Source organism: Achromobacter sp. ACM03 (assembly GCF_014851665.1).
Classification (GTDB): domain Bacteria; phylum Pseudomonadota; class Gammaproteobacteria; order Burkholderiales; family Burkholderiaceae_B; genus Achromobacter; species Achromobacter aegrifaciens.
This window is the reverse complement of record NZ_JACVAD010000001.1, coordinates 1,587,712-1,609,659: the sequence shown is the minus strand read 5'-3', so window position 1 is coordinate 1,609,659 and position 21,948 is coordinate 1,587,712. Positions and strand designations below refer to the sequence as shown.

Sequence of the window (21,948 nt, the reverse complement as noted above, 5' to 3'; positions counted from 1 at the left end):
CGAATAGTACGTACCGGTCAGTAACATCGTCAAGCGATTTTTAGTCGATCCGTCATCCGGAAAGGAGCCCATCCATGGCCAGTAAAACCTCGAGCGCCGATCGGCCCGCATCCAAGCCGCCGCTGGCGGCCGAGCGCATCCGCAAGACCGCGCGCGAAATGTTCTACCGGGACGGCATCCGGGCGGTGGGCGTGGACGCCATCGTCAGCGAAGCGGGCGTGACCAAACCCAGCCTGTACCGCAGCTTTTCGTCCAAGGACGAGCTTGCGGCGGCCTATCTGCGCGACTATGACGCTGAGTTCTGGGCGCGTTTCGACGCGGCCTGCGCGGCGCATCCGGGCGATCCCCGGGCCCAGATCCTGGCCTACCTGACCGGCCTGGGCGTGCGCGCGGTGCAGAGCGGCTACCGGGGCTGCGGACTGACGAACGCGGCGGTGGAATACCCCGAGGCCGGTCATCCCGCCCGCGCCGTGGCGGTGGAACACAAGGCCGAGCTGCGGCGGCGCCTGGCCGCCATGGCGGCGGAAATGGGGGCGGCCGATCCCGACGCGCTGGGCGATGGCCTGTTGCTGTTGTTCGAAGGGGCCTTCGTCTCCAGCCAGCTATTTGGCGAAGGCGGGCCAGCCGGCCGGGTCGCGCAGATGGCGGACATGCTGATCCAGGCGCATCTCGCACAGCCCTGACGGGCGTCTTCGGAAGGGGCAGCACAAGAAAGGTGCAGGCAGCAGTGCACATGTGCACCATTTTTGGTGTTTGTACCCATTGCGCAACGCACAAAAAAATGGTTAAGAAATTTATTGCGGCGCAGCAAGCACAGGTCTAAGATGGACTCGTGTTGTTCCACATCGCTTTCTCAAGGAGAGAACCATGAGCGATACCGCGCTGAAGAATGCCCGCATGTCGGATGAGCTGGAACGTACCCTGATCCATGACGCGATCATCGCGGAAAGCCTGTCCGGCCACGCGTCCGGCTCGCGCTGGCTGCGCCTGAAAGTGCGCCTGGCCGCCTTCGGCGGCGCCGTGGGCGAGGTGTTGCACGACATGGACGCCGGCCGCCGCCAGCACCCCGTGGTCTCCGCCTACCACTGAGCCCGACAGCGGGTACGAGAAAAACGCCAGCATCGCTGGCGTTTTTTTATGCCTGCCGATCCCCGGGGTTCAGACCAGCATGTCCGCCACCAGATAGCCATCCAGCAGCAGGATGCCGACCGTGGCTGCAACCGCGGCCCAGGCCCAGGCGCCGCGCAACACGTACTTGCCCATCAGGCTCTTGCGGCAAGCCAGCAGCACCAGCGGCCCCAGCGCGAAGGGCAGGGCCAGGCTCAGGATGACCTGGCTCAGCACCAGCAGGCCGTCCGGATCCTGGCCGCCGGTGAAGGCCAGCAGGCCGACCGCCGCGGCGCCCGCCACCAGCCGCGTCGCCAGCGCGCGGCGGCGGTCCGACCAGCCGCTGCCCACCTGGAAGCCCTGGGACAGGATGCGTCCGGCCAGCACGCCAGTGATGGTGGAGCTTTGGCCCGCGGCATACAGCGCCACGGCGAACACGATGGCCGCGCCGATGCCCAGGGTCTGGCCGATCACGGCATGCGCGTCGTCCAGGCTGGACACGATGATGCCCGAGCCCGACAGCGAGGCGGCGGCGACGATCATGATGGCGGCGTTGATCAGCATGGCCAGGCCCAGCGACACGACGGTGTCGTTGCGCGCCACGCGCATGGCCAGGTCGCGGGCGCTGGGCGGCAATTGCTGCGCACGCTGCGCGAGCGATCCGGAATGCAGGTACAGGTTGTGCGGCATCAGGGTCGCGCCAAGTATCCCCAGCGCGATCAGGAAGCCCTGCGAGTCGCGCAGCGCGCGGCCGGTCTGCGTGACGCCGTGCGCCACTTCCGTCCAGGCCGGGTTGGCCTTGAACAGCAGGAACACGAAGGACATGGCGACCACCGACAGCAGCAGGGCAATGAAGCGCTCGTGCTTGTCGGCGTTGCCGCGCGTCAGCGCCAGCACGGCAAACGTGCCGACGCCGGTCACCGCAACGCCCGCGATCAGCGGCAGCCCGAAGAGCAGGCGCAGCGCGATTGCGCCGCCGATGAGTTCGGCCAGGGCAGTCGCCAGGATCGCCGCCTCGCCGGCCAGCCAGGCGGCCTTGGCCAGGCGCGGCGACAGGTGGCGGGCCGTCAGCGTGGCCAGGTCCTGCCCCGTTGCCAGCGCCAGGCGCGACACCAGGATCTGGAAGCCCAGCGCCAGCAGCGCCGAGGTGATGACGACCAGCAGCAACCCGTAGCCGAAGCCGCTGCCGCCCGCGATGTCGGTGGCCCAGTTGCCCGGATCGATATAGCCCACGGCCACCAGGATGCCGGGGCCGGCGATGCGGCGCAGGCCCGCCGATACTTGGACGTCCTGCGCCAGCGCGGTCCTGCCGCCGGATATCGCGTAGATGAATTGGCCCATGCTCGCTCCTGAGAATGATTCTCATCATCCTTTTGGGGGACGGCATCGTCAAATTGATTTTGGGCAAGCAGGGGATAGGGCGGCCCAATGGCGCCATCCTTCTCGGACGGGCCATGGGCTGCACCGGGGATCAGGACTTGAGCTTGGCGTCCATGGAGATCTTGGCGTTCAGCACCTTGGACACGGGGCATCCTTTTTCCGCCTTGCGGGCCGCGTCCTCGAAGGCCTGGGCGCTGGCGCCGGGAATGACGGCTTCCACCGTCAGATGGACAGCGGTGATGGCAAAGCCGTCATCCACCTTGTCCAGCGTGACTTCGGCCTTGGTGTCCAGGCTTTGCGCGACCATGCCTGCTTCGGACAGGATGTTGGACAGGGCCATGGTGAAGCAGCCGGCGTGAGCCGCGCCCAGCAATTCCTCGGGATTGGTGCCCGGGGTGTCGCCGAAGCGGGTGTTGAAGCCGTAGGCCTGTTCCTTGAGCGCGCCGCTCTGCGTGGAGATCGTGCCCTTGCCGGTCTTCAGGTCGCCCGACCAGTGGGCGGTTGCGGTTTTCTTCATGCGTGACTCCTGTAGAAGGACCGCGCCCGTCGCGCGCGCGGCCGGTGTGGGAGGGCGCGGGCCGCCCGCTGGGGGCGGGGCGCGCTGCCTGGAATGGCATGAACGATGATAAGGCGGCTGCGGGCGCCAGGCGCGGAAAGCGTCTGCGCGCAACGGCAAGCCTATGTAACCGCAGACCGGCTTTCTTGATGCGCGTCGCAAGGCGGCACGCGGCCATCAGGCAAAATACAGGCATCTGCTCACACCTCGCCGAGAACTGCTGTCATGTCTTACAAGCTCGTCCGCTACGCCTGCGCCATTGCGCTGGCCGTCCCCGCCTTGTCCGCCCAGGCTGAAATCGTCATCGGCGTGGACGTGTCCACCACCGGTCCGGCCGCGGCCATCGGCATCCAGACCAATAACGCGATCCGCTTGTGGCCGGCCACGCTGGGCGGCGAGCCGGCCCGCTACGTGGTGCTGGACGACGGTACCGACGTCAGTCGCGCGGTGAAGAACATGCGCAAGCTGACCTCGGAAGACAAGGTCGACGCCATCGTCGGCCCCAACACCACGGCCGCCGCGCTGGCCGGCCTGGACGTGCTGGCCGAAACCGGCACGCCCATGATTGCGCTGGCCGCCTCCAGCGTCATCGTCGAGCCGCTGTCCGATCCGAAGCGCGCCTGGGCCTTCAAGATGCCGCAGAACGATTCGTTGATGGCCACCGCGCTGGTCGCGGACATGAAGAAGAAGGGTCTGAAGAACGTGGCTTTCATCGGCTTCGCGGATTCCTACGGCGACAGCTGGTGGAAGGAGTTCACCGCCGCTGCCGGGACCGACCTGAAGATCGTGGCGCAGGAGCGCTTCCAGCGCACCGACGCGTCGGTGGTCGGACAAGTCCTGAAGGTCATCGCCGCCAAGCCGGACGCCGTGCTGATCGCCGGCGCCGGCACCCCGTCTGCCTTGCCGCAGAAGACGCTGCTGGAACGCGGCTACACCGGCGCCATCTACCAGACGCACGGCATAGGCACGTTGGAATTCCTGCAGGTCGGCGGCGCGGACGTGGAGGGAACCCTGTTCCCCACCGGCCCTGGCGTGGTGGCGCGCGAGCTGCCCGACGACAACCCGGTCAAGAAGGTGGCGGTGGCCTTTGCCGACAAGTACGAAGCGCGCTACGGCGCCAACACGCTGACCCAGTTCGCGGGCGACGCCTATGGCGCCTGGATGCTGCTGGACTCGGCGGTGGCGCGGGCGCTCAAGACCGGGGCCAAGCCCGGCACGCCGGAATTCCGCGCGGCGCTGCGGGATGCCCTGGAAAACACGCGCGACCTGGTCGTGCCCAATGGCGTGCTCAACATCACCAAGGACAACCACCAGGGTTTCGACGAGCGCGCCCGCGTCATGGGCATCGTCCGGAACGGCCGTTTTTCCTACGCGGAATAAGTGGGGACATATAAGTCTACGATTCGTAACTTGTCCTGACGCCCATAGGGCGGCGAAGCAAAAAGCAGGCTGCGGCCTGCTTTTTTTCGGGCATATGATTCGTGTCGAAATCATTTAATAGCGTATTATTTTTAGTGAATCCATATACCTCGAAATAAATACAGGAGAAACTGCCATGAGCCTGATCCGATCCAGACGTATGCTGGCCGCCTTGAGCCTGGGGGTGCTGGCGGCATGTTCCGACTCGGGATCCGACAAGGCTGCTCCGGCAGCGAATGCGCCCGCCGCGACGTCCACCCTGGAAGCCGCCAAGGCCGCCGGCAAGATACGCATCGGCTACGCCAACGAAGCGCCGTTCGCCTTCATGGACAGCAAGGAAGCCAAGGTCACGGGCGAATCCGTGGAGATCGCCCGGGTGGTGCTCAAACGCATGGGCATCAACGAAGTGGAGGGCGTCCTGACCGAGTTCGGCTCGCTCATTCCGGGCCTGCAGGCCAAGCGCTTCGACATTATCGCCGCGGGCATGTACGTCACGCCCGAACGCTGCCAGCAGGTGGCGTTCTCGGACCCCACTTATGGGGTGGGCCAGTCCTTCCTGGTCAAGCAAGGCAATCCCAAGAATCTGCACAGCTATGAAGACGTGATGAAGAATCCCGACGCCAAGCTCGGCGTGGTGGTCGGCGCGATCGAAGCGGAGTACGCCTCCAAGATCAAGGTGCCGCCTGCCCAGGTGGTGGTGTTCCCGGATGCGGTCAGCGCGCTGTCCGGCGTGCAGGCGGGCCGTGCCGACGCCTATGCGGCCACGGCGCTCACGGTCAACGACCTGATGGGCAAGACCAGCGCGGCCAGCGGCCTGGAGAAGGCCGACCCGTTCAAGGATCCCGTCATCGACGGCAAGGACGTGCGCGGCTACGGCGCCTATGCCTTCCGCAGCGACGACAAGGCCTTTGCCGACGCCTTCAACGCTGAGCTGGCAAAGTTCATCGGCACCGAAGAACACCAGAAACTCGTGGCGCCTTTTGGCTTCACAGCAGAGGAACTGCCCAAGGGGGTCACGGCCGCCAAGCTGTGCGCCGGCCAGTAAGGGGGCGCGCATGCGGCTGATATCCGAGCATTTCGCCGAGCTGGCGCCGCCGCTCCTGCAGGGGCTGGCGGTGACCCTGGAGATCATGGCAGGCGCCGTGGTGCTGGCAGTTCCGCTGGCACTGGCCGCGGGCATCGGGCGCCTGTCGTCCGTGCGCCCGCTGCGCTGGATCGCGGCGGTCTACGTCGAGGTGTTTCGCGGCACTTCGGCCCTGGTGCAGCTCTTCTGGTTCTACTTCGTGCTGCCGCTGTTCGGCGTGCAACTGCCGGCCATGCTGGTGGGCATCGTGGTGCTGGCGCTGAACGCCGGCGCCTATGGCGCGGAAGTGGTGCGCGGCGCGATCCGCGCGGTGCCGCCGGGCCAGCGCGAAGCCGGCATCGCGCTGAACCTGACGCGCGGCCAGATCATGCGCCGCATCGTGGTGCCGCAGGCCGTGCCGGCCATGCTGCCGCCTGCGGGCAACCTGTTGATCGAGCTGTTGAAGAACACCGCGCTGGTGTCCCTCATCACCATCACGGACCTGACCTTCCGCGGCCAGCTGCTGCGCAGCGAGACCCTGCGCACTACCGAGATCTTCACCCTGATGCTGCTGATGTACTTCGCCGTGGCGCTGCTGATCACGGCCGGCGTGCGTCTGCTGGAACGCAAGGTGCGCGTGCGATGAAGCCGGTATTCGATTGGTCCTTCGCCCTGGAGATCCTGCCCACGCTGGGCTCCGCGCTGGTCATCACGATCGAGGCCACGCTGCTGGGCATGCTGGTGGCTGTGACGCTGGGCCTGGTGTTGGCCTTGCTGCGGCGTTCGCGGCTGCGCATCGTGTCCCTGCCCACCGCCTTCGTGATCGAGTTCGTGCGCAGCACGCCTCTGCTGGTGCAGATGTACTTCCTGTTCTACGTGCTGCCGCTGACCGGCGTGCGGATGTCGCCGCTGGCCACCGGCATCACCGCGCTGGGCCTGCACTACGCGACCTATTGCGCCGAGGTCTACCGCGCCGGCATCGAAGCCGTGCCGCGCGGCCAATGGGAGGCCGCCACCGCGCTGAACATGTCGCGCTGGCGCACGGCCGTGGGCGTGGTGCTGCCGCAGGCGATTCCGCCTGTGGTGCCGGCGCTGGGCAATTACCTGGTGGCCATGTTCAAGGACACGCCGCTGCTGTCGGCGATTACCGTGGTGGAACTGCTGCAGCAGAGCAAGATGATCGGCTCTGCCACCTTCCGCTACACCGAGCCCCTGACCCTGGTGGGCCTGCTGTTCCTGGCGTTGAGCCTGGTGGCGGCCTGGGGCGTGCGCGGCCTGGAGGCCCGCCTGCAACGATATGGAGGAAAGCGATGAGCGCCAGCGTAAGCATCAAGAACCTGCGCAAGCAGTACGGAGAACTGGAGGTGCTGCGCGGCATCAACCTGGAGATACCGGCCGGCCAGACCGTGGCAGTGATCGGCCCCTCCGGCTCGGGCAAATCGACCTTGCTGCGCGTGCTGATGACGCTGGACCAGCCCACCAGCGGCGACATCGAGATCGACGGCGTGCCCATGTGGACCGACGCGCAGGGCCGCCCCGCCAGCCTCAATTCAGAGCATCTGCGCAAGGTGCGCGGCAAGATCGGCATGGTGTTCCAGCACTTCAACCTGTTCCCGCACATGACGGCGCTGGCCAATGCCATGGAGGCCCCGGTCCACGTGCTGGGCATGTCGCGCGACCAGGCGCGCGAGCGCGCCGTGGAATACCTGGAGATGGTCGGGCTGGGCGACAAGCTCGATGTCTATCCCGCGCAGTTGTCGGGCGGGCAGAAGCAGCGCGTGGGCATAGCGCGCGCGCTGGCCATGTGCCCCGACATCATGCTGTTTGACGAGGTGACTTCCGCGCTGGACCCGGAGCTGGTGGGCGGCATCCTGCAGATCCTGCGCGACCTGTCGGCCCGGCGCAGCATGACGATGATCATCGTCACCCACCAGATGAAGTTCGCAGAACGCAGCTCGGACCGCACCCTGTTCTTCGACGAAGGCAACATCGTCGAGGACGCCGAATCGGCGGTGCTGTTCAGCCAGCCCAAGGAAGCGCGCACGCGCCAGTTCCTGGATTCGGTGATCGAAGGGCAGTAGCGCGGCGCTTGCGTGCCAGCCTTGACCCCGCCCCGGGCTGCGGTATTCAGGTTCCCGGGCGGGTCGGGGCGCTATGCTGTCGCATCCCACGCCCCGGAGGCTCCAGCATGTCCCTGCTTTTCAGTCCCACGTCCATCGGCCAGCTGGAGCTGGCCAACCGCATCGTCATCGCGCCCATGTGCGAGTACTCGGCTGAGGAAGGCCTGGCGACCGACTGGCACATGATCCACCTGGGGCATCTGGCCTTGTCCGGCGCGGCGCTGCTGTTCGTGGAAGCCACCGCCGTGGAGCCCGACGGCCGCATCACCCCGGGAGACCTGGGCCTGTGGTCCGATGAAACCGAGGCGGCCATCGGCCGCGTCGTTGCAGCCATCCGCCGCTATGCGCCCATCAAGCTGGGCATACAGTTGGGCCACGCGGGCCGCAAGGCGTCCAGCGAAGCGCCCTGGAACGGCGGCCAACTGGTGCCGCCCGAGGCCGGCGGCTGGCAGGGCTGGGCGCCTTCGGCCGTGCCGCACAATGCGTCGGAACCGCCGCCCCACGCGCTGGACACGGCGGGTCTGGCCCGCGTGCGCGACGCCTTCGTGGCCAGCGCCAGGCGCGCCGTGCGGCTGGGCTTCGACGCGATCGAACTGCACGCCGCGCACGGCTATCTGCTGCATCAGTTCCTGTCGCCGCTGTCCAACCGACGCGACGACGCCTACGGCGGTTCGCTCGAGAACCGCATGCGCTTTCCGCTGGAAGTCTTCCAGGCGCTGCGCGAGGCCATTCCGCCGTCGGTGACGCTAGGTGTGCGCGTGTCGGCCACCGACTGGGTCGAAGGCGGCTGGGACCTGGAACAGACCTTGGTCCTGGCGCAAGCCTTGAAGGAACGCGGCTGTGAATTCATAGACGTGTCCAGCGGCGGCGTCTCGTCCCAGCAGAAGATACCCGTGGGGCCGAACTACCAGGTGCCGTTCGCCGACGAAATCAAGCGCAAGGTGGGCATGCCGACCATCACGGTGGGCCTGATCACCGAGGCGCAGCAGGCCGAAGACATCCTGCAGAACGGCCAGGCCGACATGGTCGCGCTGGCGCGCGGCATGTTGTACGACCCGCGCTGGCCGTGGCACGCCGCGGCGCAACTGGGAGGCCAGGTCAGCGCGCCGCGCCAGTACTGGCGTTCGCAGCCGCGTGACCAGAAGGCGCTGTTTGGCGATACGCGCTTCGGACAACGCTAGGCGCAACCGGCAGGCTGGCAGCCTGCCGGACCCTGTTTATTGAGGCCGCCTGCCTTCGTAGGCGTTTTGCAGCAGCGCCCGCAAGGCCTCGCGTTCCAGCGGACGCGGATTGGGGTAGGGCGTCTGCATGGCGATGTCGCAGGCGCGGTCCAGGTCTTCCTGCCGCATACCGATGTCGCGCAATGCCGTGGGCGCGCCCAGCGTGCTGGCCAGATCGAATACGCCTGCCGCGGCAGCCGGCGCGCCCAGCGCCATGGCGATTCGTTCCATGGCCCGCGGCGCGGCCGCGGCGTTGTAGGCCAGGGCATGCGGCAGCACCACGGTGTGGACTTCCGCGTGCGGCAGGTTGAAGCTGCCGCCCAGCGTATGGCAGAGCTTGTGATGCAGCGCCATGCCCACGCTGCCCAGCACCGTGCCGCAAAGCCAGGCGCCGTAGAGCGCGTCGCTGCGCGCCTGCAGCAGGTCCGCGCCGCGGGCGCCGGCATGTATGGCGGGCAGCGCCTGGGCCAGCGCGCGTATGCCTTCCTGCGCCATCAGCTCCATGATGGGATTGCCGTCGCGCGCGTACAGACCCTCTGCCGCATGGGCGATGGCGTTGATGCCGCTGGTCACGCTCATCGACACCGGCAGCGACAGGCTCAGTTCTGGGTCATACACCACGCTGCGCGGCAGCACCCGGTCATCCTTGCCGGTCTTCTTCAGGCCGCTCTCGGTGAGACCGTAGATCGGCGTCATCTCCGAGCCCGCATAGGTCGTGGGAACGGCAATGACCGGCAGGCCCGAGTCCAGCGCGATGGCCTTGCCCAGCCCGATGGTGGAGCCGCCGCCCACGGCCACCGCGCAATCGGCGCCCAGCTCGCGCGCCGCTTCCCGCGCCTGGCGCGCGATTTCCATCGGCACGTGCATCACGGCCTGGTCGAAGATCCCGGCAACCCGCGCTTCGCCCAGCAGCGCCGCGACCCGTTCGGCCTGCGCGCGCTGCGGCGGCGTGCAGAGCACCAGCGCGCGCTGCAGCCCCAGCGCATCGAGTTCGGCCGCCAGGCCGCCCAGGCTGCCCGGCCCGAAGACCACGCGCTGGGCGCGGCTGGCGTAGATGAAGGATTGCATGGCGTTCCCAGTCTGCATGTCGGTCATTGTGCAACGATTCCGCGGCTCTTGATGAGCTCGCCCCAGCGCTGGGACTCGGCCTGCACCAGCCGGTTCATGTCATCGCGGCCGCCGGCCACCACTTCGAATCCCGATTCGGTGATGCGTCCGGCCACGGCCGGGTCGCGCAGCGCGGCGATGGTGGCGTCGGCCAGCTTGTCCAGCGTCGCCGCCGGCGTCCTTGCGGGCGCCACCATGCCCACCCAGGAATAGATCTCGAAGCCCGGATAGCTCTCGGCGATGGCGGGCACGTCCGGCAGGGCCGCGACCCGCTTGGGCGCCGTCACCGCCAGCGCACGCAGCTTGCCGCTCTGGATGTGGGGCAGCACCAGCGGCAGGCTGGCGATGATGGACTCCACGTGTCCGCCCATCAGGTCCGATACCGCCGGGCCGCCGCCGCGGTAGGGCGTGTGGATGCCGCTGGTGCCCGCAGCCTGATGGAACATTTCAGCCGCCAGATGGTTGGAACTGCCCGCGCCGACCGAGGCGTAGGACACGCTGCCCTTCTTGCCGGCCGCGACGTAGTCGGCCAGCGTCTGGTATGGACCGCTGGCGGTCACGGCCAGCACCATGGGCGAGCGCACCATGTACGACACGCCCGTCAGGTCGCGCGCCGTGTCATAAGACAGCTTGGGGTAGATGTGCTGCTCGGTGGCGTAGGAATCGAACACCATTTCCACCGTGTAGCCGTCGGGCGCGGACTTGGCCACCAGCGCTGTGCCTATGGTGCCGCCGGCGCCGCCGCGGTTGTCGATGACCACCGTCTGGCCCAGCTTGTCCTGCAGCGCCTGCTGCACCTGGCGCGCCACCCGGTCCACGGTGCCGCCCGCAGCAAAGGGCACCACCACCGTCACCGGCTTGCTGGGATAGGAATCCGCCAGCGCGGGCAGGGCGGCAGCCCAGGCGCCTGCGGCGAGGGCGGCGCTGGCCAGCAGGGCGCGGGGCGAGCGGCGGGGGGCGTTGATCGGGGGCATGCGGGTCTCCTGGGCTTATCGTCGTTGTGTCCGGCCGTCTATCTTTGTCTAAATTGCCAAAGTGCGTCCATGCGCAGTATCGTAATTGCCAAATCTCCCAGGAAAGCTGGCGTGCCACGCCAAAGCCTTTTGCGCCACACGCACAAATGAAAACCGTCAAATTCGCGGAAAGCCTCTCCATCTTCGTCGACGTTGCCCGCGCCCAGAGCTTTTCCGAGGTGGCGCGCCGCCGGGGCATGGTGGCCTCGTCCGTGGCGCGGCAGATCGGCGCGCTGGAGTCCGAGCTCAAGGTGCCGCTGTTCGTGCGCTCGACCCGTGCATTGATGCCCACCGAGGCCGGCGAGGTGCTGTACGAGCGCGCCGTGAAGATCCTGCACGACATGACCGAGGCGCGTTCCGAGGTCATTTCGCTGGAGCAGACCGTGCAGGGCCTGTTGCGGGTCAGTTGCCTGCCGGCGTTCGCGCGGCGCTACGTGGTGCCCATGCTGCAACAGCTGGGTGAACGCCATCCGCAATTGCAGGTGGAGCTGGAACTGACCGAGCGCGTGGTGGATCCGGTGGTCGAACGCATGGACGTGGTGGTGCGGGTGGGGCAACAGCCAGACAGCAGCCTGATCGGGCAACGCATCGGCAGCCATCGCTACCTGATCTGCGCCGCGCCCTCATACCTGGAACGCCATGGCGTACCGCGCACGCTGGCGGACCTGTCGCGCCATCGCCTCATCGACCGGCGCCACAGCACCAGCGTGCGCGGCTGGCGCGAACTGGGCGACGGCCAATGGGCCCAGGACGCCAGGTTCGTCCTGGAGTGCGACGACTGCGACGCGCGCCGGTTCGCGGCGCTGGAAGGGCTGGGCATCGCGCTCATGCCCAACTGGTCCGCGGGCGCGGACCTGGGTGCCGGCCGGCTGGTGCAGCTGACCTTGCAGGACGCCAGCCCGCCGCCCGAAAGCGGCATTTACCTGCTGCGCGCCATGCCGCGCGCCAATGCGCGCATCCGCGCCTTCACCGAACAATTGCGGCGGCAGATCGGCTCGCCTTCCGTGTGGGATGCGGCCATCGAGGCTGCGCGCGCGGCCTGACGATCGCGCAGCCTTAAGTGGCATCGTGGAAGATGATGCCCAGCGTGTGCCGCTCTCCGTTGCGCAGCCGGCCGACCCCATGCCGCAGATTCGCGCGGTAATAGCCGCGCGCCGACCGCACCGGCCTGTGATTGACGGCAAGCACCACGGCATCGCCTTGCCGCAAGGGCACCACGTCGGCCCGTCCGGGTTGCTTGGGATTGCTTTCGGCCAGCAGCAGCTCTCCACCTTCGAAATCGCGTCCCGGCTCATTGAGCAGGAAGATGGCCTGGAACGGAAAGACATGGTCGCCGTACAGGTCCTGATGCAGGCAGCAGTAGTCGCCCGCCTGGTAGCGCAGCAGCAGCGGCGTGGGCCGGCGCTGTCCGGCGGCGTGGCAGATACTCCGGAATTCTTCATGCGTTGCGGGAAAGCGCGCTTCGAGGCGCATGGCCGCATGCCAGCGGTTGGCGATGGGCGCCAGGCGTGGATAAAGCGACTGCCGCAAGCTTGCGACGATATCCGGCAGCGGATAGCTGAAGTATTTGTACTCGCCGCGGCCGAACGCATAGCGTTCCATCACGATGCGGCTGCGAAAGCGCGTTTCGTCGCCGTAGCCGGCCGCAAGTTCCTCGCACTGGGCCTGCGTCAGCAGTCCCGGCAGCACGGCGTAACCATCGCGGCCCAGATCGTCTTCGACGTCCTGCCAGTCCGTATCCGCAATCCGGGTTTCAGGCAGGCCGTGCAGCATGGTTGATGTAGGCATGGCTGGGGCTGGCATCAGGGCGCATCGTGGAAAAACAGTTCAAGGCCGATGCGCGTGCCTTTGCGCACGCGGCTGACGGCATGCTTGAGGTTGACGCGGTAATAGCCCTTGGAACCGTGAAAGGGGCGTTCCCCCGTGGCGATGATGGCGACGTCGCCGAAACCGAGCGGCGCCACCAGCGGACGCGATTGCATGCGCGGGCGCTGCTCCGTCATCACGAACTCGCCGCCCTGGAAGCCGTCTCCCGGCTCGGACAGGAGCGCGACCGCCTGCATGGGGAAGACCTGTCCGCCTGTATTGCGCTGGTGCAGCGCGATGTAGTCTTCGACGCCGAGCCGGCTCAGGTGCGATTGCGCCCGGGTCTGGCCGGCGTCGCGGTTGCGCTGAAGAAAATCTTCCAGCTCATCGGGATAGCGCGCGCGCACGTCCAGAAGCTCGTTCCAGCGATTGGCGTGTACGACGAGCCGACGGTACAGCGCCGAGCGCCATTGCTCCAGCGGCGGCGGGATGCCGGCATCGAAGTAATACAGGTCGCCGCGCCCCAGGCCGGCGGATGCCAGGCTCACCCGCCGGGCGTCTGGCGCGTCGGCTTGCCGCGCCAGACTGCGCGCCGGTTCCGCGCCCAGCAGTCCTGGCAGCACGGCATAGCCTTCGGCGTCGAGCTGCGATCCGATGTCCGGCCAATCCAGGTGGTCCAGGCTCGTTTCGAGGGCGGTCATGCCGCTGTGATGCATAGGGTCCTCATCGATGGTCGCAAGCGTGCGCGGCATCATGCCGCGTCATGAAAAATGATGCCCAAGGTATGGCGCCGGCCGCTGCGCACGCGGCTCACGCCATGCCGCATGGCGACCTTGCGCGGCCCGCGCGCGCCCGCCGCGGGCCGTTGATTGACGGTGAACACCACCGCGTCGCCCTGGCCCAGCGTCACGACGTCGGCGCGCTGGCTTCTGGCCGCAAGCTCGGTCATGACGAATTCGCCGCCGGTGAAATCCTTGCCCGGCACGGCCAGCAGAATGGCGACCTGCAGCGGAAACACATGTTCGCCATAGAGATCCTGGTGCAGGCAGTTGTAGTCGCCCTCGCCGTACTGGAGCATCAATGGCGTTGGACGCGTCTGGCCCGCCCGGTGGCAGCGTTGCAGGTAGGCGTCCAGTTCGGGCGGGTACTGCGTATCCGCGCGCAGCCGCTGGTTCCAGCGGTTGGCGATCGGCGCCAGCCGGGCATAGAGCGCGTGGCGCAATTGATCGAGCAGCGGCGGCAAGGGGTAGGCGAAGTACTTGTACTCGCCGCGGCCGAAGCCATGCCGCGCCATGACGATGCGCGAGCGAAAGCGCGCTTCATCCGGGTAGAGGGCGGCGAGGGCGCGGCATTGCGCGGGCGTCAGCAGTCCGGGCAGCACGGCGTTGCCGTGGGCATCGAGCGCTTGCTCCACGTTCTGCCAGTCATAGTCGGCTGCTGCTGTCATGTCCTTGTCTCCGCTTGCCGCGGCGCGCATGCCCGGTCCTCCCTGTGATTACAGGCGAGGCCAGTGTAGAAATCCACCGCCTTTTTGAAACTCCGTTTGTTGCGCTTGTTTCCTCCAAAACAAAAAACGCCGCGGATGGCGGCGTCTTCAGGCGGGCAGGAACCGTCGCGGCTCAGAGGCGCGAATAAGCCTGCTCCAGTTCGCGGTGCAACTGGTCGGCGAAATCCTCGCGCGCGGGATCCAGCTGCGACAGCAGGCGGGCCAGCACGACGTTGTCTTCCTCGCCGTTCCAGATCTTGATGTAGGTGCCTTCCTTGTAGCCATGCTGCTGGCGGAAGATGTTCAGCACGTTCTTGGACACGTATTGCGTGTAGGCGTCGTTCCAGCTCATCTCGCAGGACGTCATGGTCTGTTCCAGGACCTTGAAGCTGGCGCGTCCGCACACGGCCAGGCCGCCGATCAGCTCCAGCAGTTCGGGCACGTTCAACTGGTCCAGCGCATGGGTCTTGCCGTCCAGGGCGACCGAGGCCGGGCCGGACAGGTCCGCGACCAGCGCGTCGGCGGCGGCGCCGATGTCGCCGCGGGACTGGACGATGGTGTGCGACAGATAGAAGTGCAGGATGTCCACCAGCTCCATCTGCACTTGCGGCAGGTCGATGGTCTGCTTCTTCCACCATTTCCAGCCGTAGTGTTCCAGCGCTTCGGCGGATTCGACGAAGGCGGCGCGCAGGAAGCGGGCTCCGCCGTTGACCCAGTCCGGATTGATCATGCTGTTCAAGTGGCCCTGCAGCTTCAGCATCGTGGCCGCCTGGGCCTGGTTCAATCCGACTACGTTATTCACTTTCACTCCGTGGTTCATGGGTCTTTCGACAGCGGCGGAAATGTTAGCACCATTACCCGCGGGGGCCGTGCCGCCGTGATGCCGGAATCAGGCGTCGCCGTCCTTGCGGTAGGAAGAGCGCTTGAGCGGAGGCAGCGGCGTCTTGCCGCGCGGATTGCGCGCGTTGCGGGCCGCCTTGAACAGCATCATGGCAAAGAAGAACAGGAAGACGGCGGGCATGGCCTCGTCCAGGTCGAACCCGGGGCCGCGCAGGGCTTCGAAGATGATGCGCGCCCCGGCCCAGCCGGCCAGGATGCCGCCCACCGTCAGGATGACGCCGATCTTGCGCTGGGTGGCTTGGCGGGCCATCGATACCTCGGCGGCATCGGTCTGGCCCGGGGCCGCGGGCGGCGCTTGCCGCGATTGCAGGGGCGGCGGGGCCGGCTTGCCCCAGGGCGCGCCGGATAGCGTTTCAGACGGAGAAGCGGGGGGCGGGGGCGGCGGAGCTGCCGGGCGGGATTGCGCCCGCTTGTCGGGAACCTGTCCCGGCGATGCGCCGCCGGCGCGCGTCAGGTTTTCGACGTAGCGCGCGAAATCGCCATTCCTGGGTTCCCCATCTATGGCCATTGCCCCTCTCTCCGGTTCAGTTGCCGCGGCGTTGGCGTGCCGGGACCCGGCGCTTGCGCAGCATGGCTATCAACAGCCCGCATCCTAGCAGTACCGAGAGGCCCGCGCCGATCATCATGGCAATCTGTTGCGCATTGTCCGCCGTACCCAGGCTGCGCGCGGTGATATAGCCCGGGGCCAGCATCAGCGGCATCCAGAGGATGGCCGAGGCGACGTTGGCCATCTGGAAGCGGCTGTGCCCCATGCCCATCACGCCGGCGACGGTGGGAATAGTGGAGCGGATGGGGCCGAGAAAGCGGCCGATCAGCACGGAGGCAAAGCCGTAGCGGTAGAAGAACAGGCGTGCGCGCGCCACGCCGCTGCGCTGCTGCTTCAGCGGCCAGCGGCGCAGGATGCCAGGGCCGGCCCAGCGGCCCAGCCAGTAGGACAGGGCGTCGCCCACGATGGCGCCGGCGATGCCCCAGGCGATGATGGCCCAGGGATTCAGGGTGCCCGCGCCGATCAGGCCGCCGGTCAGCAGCATCAGGGCCGTGGCCGGGATGAACAGGCCCAGCAGCACCATGGATTCGCCCAGCGTGAGCAGAAAGGTGATCGGTCCCGCCCAGGCCTGGTTGGCCTCGATGAACATCGCGATCTGGTCGATGTATTGGTCCATATTTACGAAGTTGAAAATTAGCTGAACGCAATCAGGTATGTTAACGCCTGCGGAACTGCCGGTGCACCGTATAGTCCGTCTGGATGAAGCTAATTGTTGGAGAGTTATGGATTCGGTTACGCAGGCGGTACTGGGCGCGGGCATACAGGGCGCCCTCCTGGGGCGGGTGCAGGGGCGGCGGGCGTTGATCTACGGCGCGGCGCTGGCCACGGTGCCGGATCTGGACGTCCTGATGCGCTATCCGGACCCGGTGTCGCTCATGACCTACCACCGCGGCTTCTCGCACTCGGTCTTCGTGCTGACCGGCCTTGCGGTTTTCCTGACCTGGCTGATCCGCAAGTACTGGCCGCAGGCGCCATACAGCGGACGCCGGCTGTTCCTGACCTTATGGCTGGTGCTGGTGACCCATCCCGTGCTGGACTCCTTCACGGTCTACGGGACGCAGCTGTTCTGGCCGCTGGCGCTCATCCCCGAAAGCTGGGCCGCCGTGTTCATCATCGACCCGGTCTATACCGTGCCGTTGCTGCTGGCGGTGTTGTTCGCCATCGGCTTCGGCATGACGCTGACGGCGCGCCGGCTGCTGGCCGCGGCGCTGGTGTTCAGCACGGCCTACCTGGGATTCGGGCTGGCCGCGCGCATCGCCGCCGAGGACCGCGTGCGCGAGGCGATGCAGGCGCAGGGCATTGCGCTGAGCGAACTGCGCGCCGTGCCCATGCCCTTCAACACGCTGGTGTGGCGCGTCATCGCCAAGACGCCCGACGGCCACTATTACGAATCGGTCAGCAGCCTGTTCGACAGCGATCCGCCGGAATGGCTGCGCCAGCCGCTGAACCTGGATGTGGCGCGGGCGTTGGCGGACGTGCCGTTGCACCAGCGCCTGCGCTGGTTCACGGACGACTGGCTGCGCTACGACGTCATCGGCAATGCGTTGGTGGTGACGGACCTGCGCATGGGCATGGCGGGGCATTACACCTTCCGCTTCAAGATGGCCGAACGCGCGGCGGACGGCAACTGGCAGGCGGTGACGCCTTCCATCTGGCCCACCGAGCGCGGCGGTTGGGCCGAACTGAAGCTGGTGCTGGCGCGCATCCTGCATGCGCAGCCGCCCTTGCCGCTGGCGCAGTGGTCGGAGCTGTCGACCAGATAGGAACGTGATTCAGGTTACCGCCGGCGGCCGCGGCAGCGGAGTGCCGGCTTGCTCATAGGCTTCGGCCGCCTGCAGCAGCTGCAGGTCGGCGTGGCAAGGGGCAACCAGCTGCAAGCCTATCGGCAGGCCATCCTGGCCCAGACCGCAAGGCACGCTGACGGCGGGGTGCCCGGTCAGGTTGAACAGCATGGTCCACGGATACCAGTGCGCGCGGATGTCGCCGTACGAGCGCCCGTCGATGTCCATGGTGTCGAATATGTCCGTGCCCAGCGGCAAGGCGGTGCGTGACATGGTCGGCATGGCCAGCAGGTCGGCCTGGCCGAACAGCGCCTGCACCTTGCGGTAGAGCGCGGTGCGGGCAAACATGGCTTCCTGGTATTGCTGGGCGCTGAACGCCGCGGCGGTGGCGATCTGCCGCCGGAAGGTGGGGCTGTAGGCGTCGGGTTCGCGTTCTATCAGTGGCAGGAAGCGGGTGCGCCAGACCGTGTGGTTGATGACGCGCCAGATGGGCTCGACATCGAAGCCCTCGCCGTCGAACGGTTCTACTTCCGCGCCCAGGTCGGCCAGGCGCGCCAGCGCCGCTTCGAATGCGCGGCGCACGTCGGCGGCCACGGGGCGGCCGGGCGGGGCGGCGCAATAGCGGACGCGCTTGCCGCGCAGCATCTCGGGATTGGCCGCCGCGCCGGCGTAGTCGGTCCTGGGTACGCCCAGCGACCACGGATCGCAGTCATGCGGGCCGGCCATGGCCGCCATCATCAGGCGGGTATCGGCCACGGTGCGCGTGGTCGGCGTCACGTAGGTCTGGTTGCCGATGGCGTCCTGCGCCTGGCTGTGCGGTATCGCGCCCAGGCTTTGCTTGAATCCCACCACGCCGTTGCACGCCGCGGGGATGCGGGTGGATCCGCCGCCATCGCTGGCCACCGCAAGCGCCGTGATGCCGGCGGCCGTTGCCGCCGCGGCGCCGCCGCTGGAGCCGCCGCAGGTGCGTTCCAGGTTCCAGGCGTTGCGGGTGTGGCCGAACAGCGGCGAATCCGTCATGGACTTGGAGCCGAATTCCGGCGTCGTGGTCTTGCCGATCAGGACGGCGCCTTGCTGGCGCAGCCGCGCCACGGCCACGGCGTCCTCGGCCGGCACGTTGGCGCTGAACGGCACGGCGCCGAAGGTGGTCCGCACGCCCGCGGTATTGACCAGATCCTTCACCGTGTAGGGCAGGCCATGCAAAAGGCCCGGCGCATCGCCGCGCATCAGCGCGGCCTCGGCAAGCCGGGCTTCGGCCATGGCCTCTTCGGCGCACAGCGTGATGAAACAGTTCAGGACGGGCTGCAGGCTTTCGGCCCGTTCCAGCGAGGCGCGCACCAGCTCGACCGGGGACACTGCCTTGGTCCGGATCAGGCTTGCGGCCTCTACCGCGCTCAAGTCGCAAAGGGAATCGCTCATCGAAGCCACGTTGCGCCTATTCGTCGAAGGAAATGCCGGCGGCCTTGACGATGGGGGCCCAGTGCGCACGCTCGACGCCGATGCGGCGCTTGGCGCTCTGCGCGTCCTGGGGGTCGACCAGGAAGCCCGCGGTCTGCAGTTTTTCCACCAGCGCCGGCCGCTTGCCGGCGGCGACGAAAGCCTGTTCCAGTTGGGCGATCGTGGCGTCCGGCGTGGCCGCGGGAGCGTACACGCCATACCAGCTGGCGGCATGCTGGTACTGCGGGTAGCCCTGTTCCAGCAGCGTCGGCACATCGGGCAGGGTGGGCAGGCGGCGGCTGCCAGCCACGCCCAGGAATTTCACCTTGCCGGCGTTGTAGAGCGGCAGCATGCTGGCGACGGCGTCCCAGCCCATCGACACTTCGCCGCCCGCCACGTCCACCAGCATCGGCGCCGCGCCGCGGTAGAGCACGGGCACGACCTCCAGGCCGTTCTGGCCGCCCATTTCTATCGTGCCCAACTGGCCGGGGCTGCCTTGCGTCGCCAGGCCCAGGGTCGCCTTGGCGCGCGCCTGTTTGGCCCATTGCACGTATTCGGCCATGTTGCCGTAGGGTTGGGCGGCGCCCGTGACGGCGCCGGTGGGCACGTCGGCGACCAGGGCCACCGGGCGCAGGTCATGGTCCGGGTCGTATCCCAGCTTCTTGTAGGTCAGCGGAAAGATCACGAACATCGGCGACGAGCCCAGGTACAGGGTGAGCCCGTCCGCCTTGGCGCGCTTCACCACGTCGAAACCCAGGCGTCCCGATGCGCCGGGACGGTTTTCGACGATGACATTGGCGTAGCCCGCCGTCTGCAACTGTTCGGCGTAGGCGCGGGCCACCGCGTCGGCGGCGCCGCCCGCGGCGTAGCCGACCACCAGGCGCACGAGCTTGTCGCCGCCGGCTGGCTCCTGGGCCATCGCGCAGGGTTGCAGGCCTGCCGTCGTCGCGGCGGCAAGGATGAAGGCGAGAAGTCGGGGGCGGGCTAGCAAGGCGGTCTCCTGTTTGCGCTCTGTTGCTCCTGCGGCCTGGCCGGCCGCGGATCGGCTCATGGCCAATGCGCTATGCCGTTATCATCGGTCCGCCCGGGTTTACCGTATAGTGAATTATTCGACTAATGGATTGAGAAAATGGTCAAGTCGCAGCCCATCGAGTCGCTGGCTTCGCGCCTGAAGCTGCGGCATCTGCAGATCGCGCTGGCGTTGCGCGATGCGCCGTCGGCCAAGGAGGTGGCCGCGGCCGCGAACGTGAGCGAGTCCGCGGTCTCCAAAACCTTGGCCGAGCTGGAATCGCAGCTGGGTTTCAAGCTGTTCGAGCGCATCGGCAATGCCAAGCGCCCGACGAAAATGGGCCGCCAGATCCTGCCCATGATGGAGGCCGTGGTGGCGCAATCGCGCGGGCTGGCCCAAGCCGTAACGGACGTACGCAGCGGCCGCCTGGGCGAACTGCGCATCGGCGTGGCGACCGACATGGGCAAACTGACGCTTGCGCCCTTGATCCATGCCTTCAACCAAGCCCAGCCCGCCGTCGCGCTGGATGTGCAGGCTGGCGGATACCGCGCCATGGCGGACCTGTTGCTGGACGACAAGCTGGACGCGCTGGTGTGCTACGACGCGCCCGAGCTGACAGCGCCTGGCCTGGGGCGCTTGCGGCTGGTGCCGCCGCAGCCGCTGGTGGTCGTCGCCAATGCCCGGCTGTCGCCGCTGGCCGCCCGCCGCCGCCTTACGCTGCCGGAGTTGCACGCAGAACCCTGGTGCAAGCCGCGTCCGGGCACGATGATGCACGACAAGCTGACCGCGCTGTTCCTGGGATGCGACCTGGGACTGCCGCCGCGCGGCATTCAGGTAAGTGATCTTTTGCTGACCGATGAATTCGTGCGCACCACGGATTACCTGGTCATGCTGCCGCTGGCGGCGGCCGAGCGCCTGACCGTCGCGGCAGAGGCGGTCATCCTGCCGGTCGAGCTGCGTGAACAGAATCCGCCCACGGTCGTCGTATGGCAACGTGCCGCCGAACGGCAGACTCCGCTGCATCGATTCCTGCAGTTCTGCGAGACGCCGGTTGGCTGAGGCATTCCGTTGATCTACATCGGGGGCTGGCGGCTCCCGCGACCAGGCCCCGGGCGACCCCGGGGCTTTTTCATGCTGTTCCCATATTGACCGCCGTCGAGCCCCGCATTATTCTTGTTCAACTTAAAGGAACATAAGTTCCGTTTTTTGGAACAAACATGAGTATTCTCGATGGCGTCCAGCGCGTGCTGGGGCTATACGCGGAAGGCGCGTCGGAGCTGAGCTTCACGGAAGTGGCGGCGCGCCTGTCCATGCCCAAGAGCAGCGCGTCGCGCCTGCTCAACCAGATGCAGCACTACGGCTTGCTCGACCAGGACGCCGCCACGCGCCGCTACCGCGCGGGGGCGATGCTGGCGCAGGCGGTGCGCGCCGGCATGGCGGCCACGCCGCTGGACGACGCCTGCCGCGCGGTGCTGGCCCGGCTCTCCGACGACAGCGGCCTGACCGCCTATCTCTCCACCCTGAACCAGCGCGAGACCGTGGTGCTGCAGCGCCTGAACGGCTCGCACCCGGTGCAGGTGCTGTCGCCGCCCGGTTCGCGCCGCGCCGCCTCGGGCACCGCCATGGGCCGGGCGCTGCTGTCGCGCCTGAGCGAAGCCGAGTTCCAGGCGCTCTACGGCGCCGACGCCGACCAGCCGCTGCCCACCGAAGGCCGCGACTGTCCCGCCACGGTCGGCGATCTGGCCCGCCTGGTCGCGCAGACCCGCGCGGACCATTGCGGCGTGGCCATCGACCAGGCCATGCCGGGCATAGGCGCGGTGGCGGCCGCCGTGCGCGACCCCGCCACCGGCGAACTGCGCGGCCTGTGCTTGTCCTTCGTTTCCTTCCAGGCCGATGCCGCCCGCGTCGCGCGCTTGCGCGAGTCGGTGCTGCGGCAGGTGGGGGCGCTGGGCCGCGAACTGAACGATCCCTATTGGCTGGCCTGAACGCTTTCAGGC

24 protein-coding genes are annotated in these 21,948 nt (G+C 67.6%); 12 read left to right on the top strand and 12 right to left on the bottom strand.

All coding sequences use genetic code 11. The features are described 5' to 3' along the window. Positions 1-74: 74 nt before the first annotated feature. Together IB257_RS07400 and IB257_RS07395 are read left to right on the top strand one after the other, a co-directional pair. Entirely contained in the window at positions 75-683 is a 609-nt protein-coding gene (locus tag IB257_RS07400) for a TetR/AcrR family transcriptional regulator (RefSeq protein WP_054455971.1), read from the top strand. Positions 684-867: 184 nt separating this feature from the next. After that, positions 868-1,089 carry a hypothetical protein gene (locus tag IB257_RS07395; RefSeq protein WP_054455972.1) on the top strand — a complete coding sequence of 74 codons (222 nt, stop codon included), beginning with the start codon at positions 868-870 and terminating at the stop codon, positions 1,087-1,089. Positions 1,090-1,158: 69 nt separating this feature from the next. Here the strand turns inward: IB257_RS07395 and IB257_RS07390 are convergent, their stop codons facing one another. Beyond that, entirely contained in the window at positions 1,159-2,448 is a 1,290-nt protein-coding gene (locus IB257_RS07390) for an Nramp family divalent metal transporter (protein WP_192492098.1), read from the bottom strand. Between the two features lie 130 nt (positions 2,449-2,578). Beyond that, positions 2,579-3,004 (bottom strand): OsmC family protein, encoded by a 426-nt coding sequence (locus tag IB257_RS07385; protein WP_054455974.1) that lies wholly within the window; start codon positions 3,002-3,004, stop codon positions 2,579-2,581. 264 nt (positions 3,005-3,268) lie between these two features. Here IB257_RS07385 and IB257_RS07380 point away from each other — a divergent pair, with 264 nt between their 5' ends. From IB257_RS07380 to IB257_RS07355, 6 genes are all read left to right on the top strand, one after another. Beyond that, positions 3,269-4,423: an ABC transporter substrate-binding protein gene (locus IB257_RS07380; protein WP_119449321.1), complete on the top strand. Its 1,155-nt coding sequence runs from the start codon at positions 3,269-3,271 to the stop codon at positions 4,421-4,423. A 175-nt stretch (positions 4,424-4,598) separates the two neighbouring features. Then, positions 4,599-5,507: an ectoine/hydroxyectoine ABC transporter substrate-binding protein EhuB gene (gene ehuB / locus IB257_RS07375; protein WP_119449322.1), complete on the top strand. Its 909-nt coding sequence runs from the start codon at positions 4,599-4,601 to the stop codon at positions 5,505-5,507. 10 nt (positions 5,508-5,517) lie between these two features. Continuing rightward, complete coding sequence (gene ehuC / locus IB257_RS07370) at positions 5,518-6,171, top strand: ectoine/hydroxyectoine ABC transporter permease subunit EhuC (RefSeq protein ID WP_054455979.1); 654 nt, start codon at positions 5,518-5,520, stop codon at positions 6,169-6,171. Continuing rightward, positions 6,168-6,839, top strand: a complete 672-nt coding sequence (gene ehuD, locus IB257_RS07365) for an ectoine/hydroxyectoine ABC transporter permease subunit EhuD (RefSeq protein WP_054455981.1) — start codon at positions 6,168-6,170, stop codon at positions 6,837-6,839. Before ehuC ends, ehuD begins: the two co-directional genes overlap by 4 nt. Continuing rightward, positions 6,836-7,606, top strand: coding sequence for an ectoine/hydroxyectoine ABC transporter ATP-binding protein EhuA (ehuA, locus tag IB257_RS07360; protein WP_119449324.1), 771 nt, complete (start codon positions 6,836-6,838; stop codon positions 7,604-7,606). The genes ehuD and ehuA overlap by 4 nt, the downstream gene beginning before the upstream one ends. Before the next feature lie 107 nt (positions 7,607-7,713). Further along, positions 7,714-8,826, top strand: a complete 1,113-nt coding sequence (locus IB257_RS07355; RefSeq protein ID WP_175181433.1) for an NADH:flavin oxidoreductase/NADH oxidase — start codon at positions 7,714-7,716, stop codon at positions 8,824-8,826. A gap of 36 nt (positions 8,827-8,862) precedes the next feature. Here the strand turns inward: IB257_RS07355 and IB257_RS07350 are convergent, their stop codons facing one another. Beyond that, on the bottom strand, positions 8,863-9,933 hold the full coding sequence (locus IB257_RS07350) for a maleylacetate reductase (protein ID WP_192328559.1): 1,071 nt from the start codon (positions 9,931-9,933) through the stop codon (positions 8,863-8,865). 23 nt (positions 9,934-9,956) lie between these two features. Beyond that, positions 9,957-10,946: a tripartite tricarboxylate transporter substrate binding protein gene (locus IB257_RS07345; protein ID WP_119449326.1), complete on the bottom strand. Its 990-nt coding sequence runs from the start codon at positions 10,944-10,946 to the stop codon at positions 9,957-9,959. A 146-nt stretch (positions 10,947-11,092) separates the two neighbouring features. Between IB257_RS07345 and IB257_RS07340 the strand changes: the two genes are divergently transcribed. After that, positions 11,093-12,028, top strand: a complete 936-nt coding sequence (locus IB257_RS07340; RefSeq protein ID WP_054455989.1) for a LysR family transcriptional regulator — start codon at positions 11,093-11,095, stop codon at positions 12,026-12,028. Positions 12,029-12,041: 13 nt separating this feature from the next. Here the strand turns inward: IB257_RS07340 and IB257_RS07335 are convergent, their stop codons facing one another. From IB257_RS07335 to IB257_RS07310, 6 genes are all read right to left on the bottom strand, one after another. Continuing rightward, positions 12,042-12,773 carry a 2OG-Fe(II) oxygenase gene (locus IB257_RS07335; RefSeq protein WP_370126305.1) on the bottom strand — a complete coding sequence of 244 codons (732 nt, stop codon included), beginning with the start codon at positions 12,771-12,773 and terminating at the stop codon, positions 12,042-12,044. A gap of 14 nt (positions 12,774-12,787) precedes the next feature. Next, on the bottom strand, positions 12,788-13,492 hold the full coding sequence (locus IB257_RS07330) for a 2OG-Fe(II) oxygenase (RefSeq protein ID WP_054456471.1): 705 nt from the start codon (positions 13,490-13,492) through the stop codon (positions 12,788-12,790). 50 nt (positions 13,493-13,542) lie between these two features. Further along, positions 13,543-14,238, bottom strand: a complete 696-nt coding sequence (locus IB257_RS07325) for a 2OG-Fe(II) oxygenase (RefSeq protein ID WP_175181429.1) — start codon at positions 14,236-14,238, stop codon at positions 13,543-13,545. A 172-nt stretch (positions 14,239-14,410) separates the two neighbouring features. Continuing rightward, a complete protein-coding gene (locus IB257_RS07320; protein ID WP_175162993.1) occupies positions 14,411-15,097 on the bottom strand; it encodes a dUTPase in 687 nt (228 codons plus the stop codon). 69 nt (positions 15,098-15,166) lie between these two features. Continuing rightward, positions 15,167-15,685 (bottom strand): hypothetical protein, encoded by a 519-nt coding sequence (locus tag IB257_RS07315; protein WP_119449328.1) that lies wholly within the window; start codon positions 15,683-15,685, stop codon positions 15,167-15,169. Positions 15,686-15,701: 16 nt separating this feature from the next. Beyond that, positions 15,702-16,340 (bottom strand): DedA family protein, encoded by a 639-nt coding sequence (locus tag IB257_RS07310; protein WP_054455998.1) that lies wholly within the window; start codon positions 16,338-16,340, stop codon positions 15,702-15,704. Between the two features lie 106 nt (positions 16,341-16,446). Between IB257_RS07310 and IB257_RS07305 the strand changes: the two genes are divergently transcribed. After that, positions 16,447-17,487, top strand: coding sequence for a metal-dependent hydrolase (locus tag IB257_RS07305; RefSeq protein ID WP_054456000.1), 1,041 nt, complete (start codon positions 16,447-16,449; stop codon positions 17,485-17,487). A 9-nt stretch (positions 17,488-17,496) separates the two neighbouring features. Here the strand turns inward: IB257_RS07305 and IB257_RS07300 are convergent, their stop codons facing one another. Together IB257_RS07300 and IB257_RS07295 are read right to left on the bottom strand one after the other, a co-directional pair. Beyond that, positions 17,497-18,924, bottom strand: a complete 1,428-nt coding sequence (locus IB257_RS07300) for an amidase (RefSeq protein ID WP_054456002.1) — start codon at positions 18,922-18,924, stop codon at positions 17,497-17,499. A 16-nt stretch (positions 18,925-18,940) separates the two neighbouring features. Beyond that, on the bottom strand, positions 18,941-19,933 hold the full coding sequence (locus tag IB257_RS07295) for a tripartite tricarboxylate transporter substrate binding protein (protein ID WP_192352319.1): 993 nt from the start codon (positions 19,931-19,933) through the stop codon (positions 18,941-18,943). Between the two features lie 138 nt (positions 19,934-20,071). Between IB257_RS07295 and IB257_RS07290 the strand changes: the two genes are divergently transcribed. Together IB257_RS07290 and IB257_RS07285 are read left to right on the top strand one after the other, a co-directional pair. Next, positions 20,072-21,010 (top strand): LysR family transcriptional regulator, encoded by a 939-nt coding sequence (locus IB257_RS07290; protein ID WP_175213701.1) that lies wholly within the window; start codon positions 20,072-20,074, stop codon positions 21,008-21,010. 158 nt (positions 21,011-21,168) lie between these two features. Then, positions 21,169-21,936 (top strand): IclR family transcriptional regulator, encoded by a 768-nt coding sequence (locus IB257_RS07285; protein WP_175163001.1) that lies wholly within the window; start codon positions 21,169-21,171, stop codon positions 21,934-21,936. Positions 21,937-21,948: the final 12 nt, after the last annotated feature.